3 protein-coding genes are annotated in these 3,809 nt (G+C 65.4%); 2 read left to right on the forward strand and 1 reads right to left on the reverse strand.

The window, feature by feature from the left end:
* Positions 1 to 245 precede the first annotated feature (245 nt).
* Positions 246 to 758: a YfbM family protein gene (locus AC1WTP_RS34210; protein ID WP_481653350.1), complete on the forward strand. Its 513-nt coding sequence runs from the start codon at positions 246 to 248 to the stop codon at positions 756 to 758.
* 471 nt (positions 759 to 1,229) lie between these two features.
* On the opposite strand, the gene AC1WTP_RS34215 is transcribed toward AC1WTP_RS34210, so the two are convergent.
* Positions 1,230 to 1,952, reverse strand: coding sequence for a VOC family protein (locus AC1WTP_RS34215; RefSeq protein ID WP_481653348.1), 723 nt, complete (start codon positions 1,950 to 1,952; stop codon positions 1,230 to 1,232).
* A gap of 421 nt (positions 1,953 to 2,373) precedes the next feature.
* On the opposite strand from AC1WTP_RS34215, the gene AC1WTP_RS34220 reads away from it, so the two are divergent.
* Positions 2,374 to 3,555: a restriction endonuclease gene (locus AC1WTP_RS34220; protein WP_481653349.1), complete on the forward strand. Its 1,182-nt coding sequence runs from the start codon at positions 2,374 to 2,376 to the stop codon at positions 3,553 to 3,555.
* The last annotated feature ends 254 nt before the right edge of the window (positions 3,556 to 3,809 follow it).

Raw genomic sequence — 3,809 nt, forward strand, 5'->3', positions numbered from 1 at the left:
TCGCGCTGATCGACTGGGACGAGTCGCACGTCGACGTCCCCGACCTCGACCTCGTGCTGCCCGACAACGCCGCCGGCGCGTTCGAGGAGTGGGGTTATTGGCGGTCGAGTGCGCACATCTGCCGCCGGCCGTGCGCGGGGATGTTGCTTCTAACGGCCTGCTGATCTTCAAGGGCGGATCGAGGTTGCGGTACGGTGCCGCCTGGCGAAAGGCGCCGACCGCGTGAGAGCACGTCGGTGATCGAGATGGGCCGCTGCGTGGGCATGGTGTTGATCGGGCGCCGGTTGTCGGCCGAGGAGTTGGCAGCGGTGCGTGCCGACCCGGCGGCGGTCGACGCGCTGCTGTACGGCGATCTCGACGACGATGAGGTCGAGATGCCTGAGCCTGAGCTGGACCTGGACAAGTCGTGGCACGGCATCCACTACCTACTGACCGGCACTGCCTGGCAGATCGGTGAGGGCGCTGGCGCAGCGATCCTCGGCGGCGTCGAGATCGGCCAGGATGGTGGCTATGGTCCGCCTCGGCTGCTCGACCAGGACACCGTCCGCGCCGTCGCCACCGCGCTCGATGCACTGGAGGTGGAGATGTTGCGCGCCGACTTCGACCCGGACGCCATGGCGGCGGCCGATATCTACCCGGACATCTGGACCAACGGCACTGACGAGTTCGACTACCTTATGTCGCACTTCACGGAATTGCGCCGCTTCTACCGCACTGCAGCCGCGAACGGTCAGGCCGTGCTGGTGGTCATCACCTGACGCAGCCGCCCGGCTGTCTTGATTGCCTGAGGATCAGGCAGACAACAAAGCCCGGCCAGACCGGCACCGACTTCCGAGTCTTGGACCGCCTGCTCCTGGTCGCCGGAGGCGAGCTGGTGCTGCCGGTGGGCACCGAGGAGGAGCGGGCGCGCATCGATGCGCGCTGGACGTCGGTGTTCCGCGACATCCTGAGCCGATAACGCTCGCCCGGCTGCCGTGGCAAGCAGCCGTTCGCAGTGTCGGCGAGGTCGGTGACGGTGCGACGGCCATGAGTTCGACGGCTGCGCCGCGGCGCAGCAACGGCTCCCAATCTCGGTGGCCCGGATCGAGGCTCCATCCGACCTGCTGTCACCATCGACCACGACGCACTTTTCTGCGTCGCCGGTTACGAGCAGGACGGCTTGATCGGCGCACGCGCATGCCGTTGACCGCGCGACTTTTCCGAGATGAGGAAGGCATGCATACGCCGAGTCACCGCAGCGCCGCTGCGAGTTCGGCGGCGTTCTCGAACGCAGGCGCCGCCCTTTCGGCTTCGTCCTTGCTCAGCACGACACGTTCGAGGCGGGTCAGCAACTCAGCCGTGGTCTCTGGGTCGTGCAGCACCATCGCCAGTTCGGCGCGGTAGACCAGGACCTCTACCTGCGCGACCGGGTCGTCGTCGGCCTGCGGGCGAGCCAATGCGCTGTCGAGGATCCGGATAGCCTGTCGGACGTCACCCCTGGAGTCGGCCTGCACGACAGCGTTCGCCAGGGCCTTGGCCAGTCGCCCAGCAGGCGTGGTCGCCGGCGCGGGAGCAGCGGTGGCGGCATTCCGAACGACGCGGATCCAGTTGCCGCCCGGGTCGATGACGCTGAATCCGCCCAACCCGTCGTAGTTCTTCCGCGCCCTGGGTCGGGTCATACGCGGCGTTCCGGATACCAGTACCTTGCCGTACGCGGCGCGCATGCCGGCGGCGAACGCTCGGTGCAGTCCTTCGATGTCCGATGTGAGTACGAGGCAGGAACCGTAGGACTGCTCCGGGTCGAATCCGGCGATCTCGAAGAAGTGCAGATGCAGGTCTTCACGCTGCAACGCCACGTATGGGTTGGGCTTGCGCTGCTTGTACGTCGTGCGGAAACCGAGAACCTCGTAGAAGGTGACGATGTCGTCGATGGATGCACAAGGCAGCAGGGGAACGGTCACCTCGTTGGTCATGTCTCCTTCCTAGGCGTCGTAGGGTGCCTGCCGCACATGGAAATGGCCGATCATCGCCCTCGGTCATCCGATCGGCCGATGACCCAGCACGACACCGGTGCGCCGAGCCATCGGCGGCTGTCCTGAGTAGCCATTGGTCGATGTGCCTTCATGGCGCAGGACGGCCATACGTTGGCCAAGATCAAGTGCCCGGATCTGCCGCGATCCGCGCGTGGCGGAGCGTGACGGCGACCGCTACCGCTCGGCATCCTGATCTGCCGATAGGCGGATGCGTCATGTCCAATGCGGTCGGGTGGTTCTCGGGGGCACCTGCCGGGCTGTGTTGAGCGCTGCGGCTTTCCACACCTCCCATGGTGCCGCCGGCCGACGCCACCGCGAACCTCGTCCTCGCCCCAGAGCGCGGATAGGTAAGGTTCGCTGCATGTCTGAGGAGACGGCCACCCCGTCGCAACTGTTAGCAGTCTTGCACGCAGGCGGCCAGCAGGCATTGGCCGACGCCATCGGCGACCGGGTGCGCAACTGGCTCATCCGGCATGGCTGGGTGGACAGCCTCGACCAGATCGGGTTCAAGACCTACCAAGATCATTTCAGACTGCCTCCGCGCGACTGGCCGGTCGCCGCAATCATGTACAACAACAACCAGCAGGTGGAAGACCGCCTTTGCACGGAAGGGGAGGACGACTTCTGGGAGTGGTTCGACTCGCTTGGCCTGTCCTTCTCGACGACGTCCCCTGGCCTACACGAGATCTGCGTTCCTGACGACTCACCGCTGAGCCTGCAACTGCACGCCCGGCTGGCCTCGCTTCAAGCGTTCGAGTGGCACGCTCACCTGGTGGCGCCCGACTACGCGGCGATCTACCGCACTGTCTTTGAGCACTTCGGCCGCCACCCCGAGCATCTCGCCAATCTTCACTGGCGCAGGTTCGAGGAGCTGTGCGCCTCCGTGTTCGAGGCCCAGGGCTACACCACCGTCCTCGGCCCGGGAGCCAACGACGGCGGAGTCGACATCCACCTCACCGAGCATCCCGTATACGGCCAGCAACTCACCGTCGTGTCGGTGAAGCGCTACCGGGAAAAGATCGGCCTCGAACTGGTCGCCTCTATCCTCGGCGTGGCTCATGCTCAGAGCGCCGATCGAAGTCTCTTCATTACCTCAAGCAGCTTCCTGCCCTCAGCCCGAAAATTCGCCCAAGTCAACCAAAGCGCGATCCCGCTTCACCTTGCCGACGGACAGGACATCGCCGAATGGTGTCGTGGACTGCTGCCCAATCCCGACTGGCTCGTGCAACAGGCAGCATCCTGGAATCTCGGCAACGCGAAGATCATCGTCGCTGACGCCGGCGTCGGGATGACCTACTCAGCCTGGGCGGCTGTCGTCGCAGAAACTCCCCTGGCTGCCCGCCTGGTCCCACTCAACGGTGTTGACATCCCACTGCCCTCCGATCCCATGCTGGGCACGGAATCCCCCGACCTCTCCCGCCCCCTGCCTGCGGCAGACCAGTCCTTCACCGCCCGACGCAATGGCGATGTGTATGTGGCCGACGACGGCCGCTTCTACCACGCCTGGGACGGGACGCCCCGGCACTTCAACCACGCCGACTGAGCGCTTGAGCGCATCCATGCTCCGAAATATCGGCGGCATCACGCGCCTCCTGGCCTGGCAGGCCGAACAACAAACGGCACGGGCCTACCACACTCTGAAGAAGCTGACATCACGTCAAGGGGGTAGCTGCCGAGCGTCCTCATCTGCCGCGATCCGCTCGGTCATGGCACCCCTTTATGTCATCCCTGAAGGAGTGGGGCCGTGTCAACCCCGTAGGCCGAGGAGTTTGTGACCGGTTTGAGCTGTTTCCTGGA

The organism is Micromonospora sp. R311, from assembly GCF_056780015.1.

What these genes read in the sequence shown, in the direction of transcription:
- AC1WTP_RS34220 (WP_481653349.1), top strand. Translation starts at nt 2,374, where the DNA reads ATGTCTGAGGAGACGGCCACCCCGTCGCAACTGTTAGCAGTCTTGCAC.
- AC1WTP_RS34210 (WP_481653350.1), top strand. Translation starts at nt 246, where the DNA reads ATGGGCCGCTGCGTGGGCATGGTGTTGATCGGGCGCCGGTTGTCGGCC.
- AC1WTP_RS34215 (WP_481653348.1), bottom strand. Translation starts at nt 1,952, where the DNA reads ATGACCAACGAGGTGACCGTTCCCCTGCTGCCTTGTGCATCCATCGAC.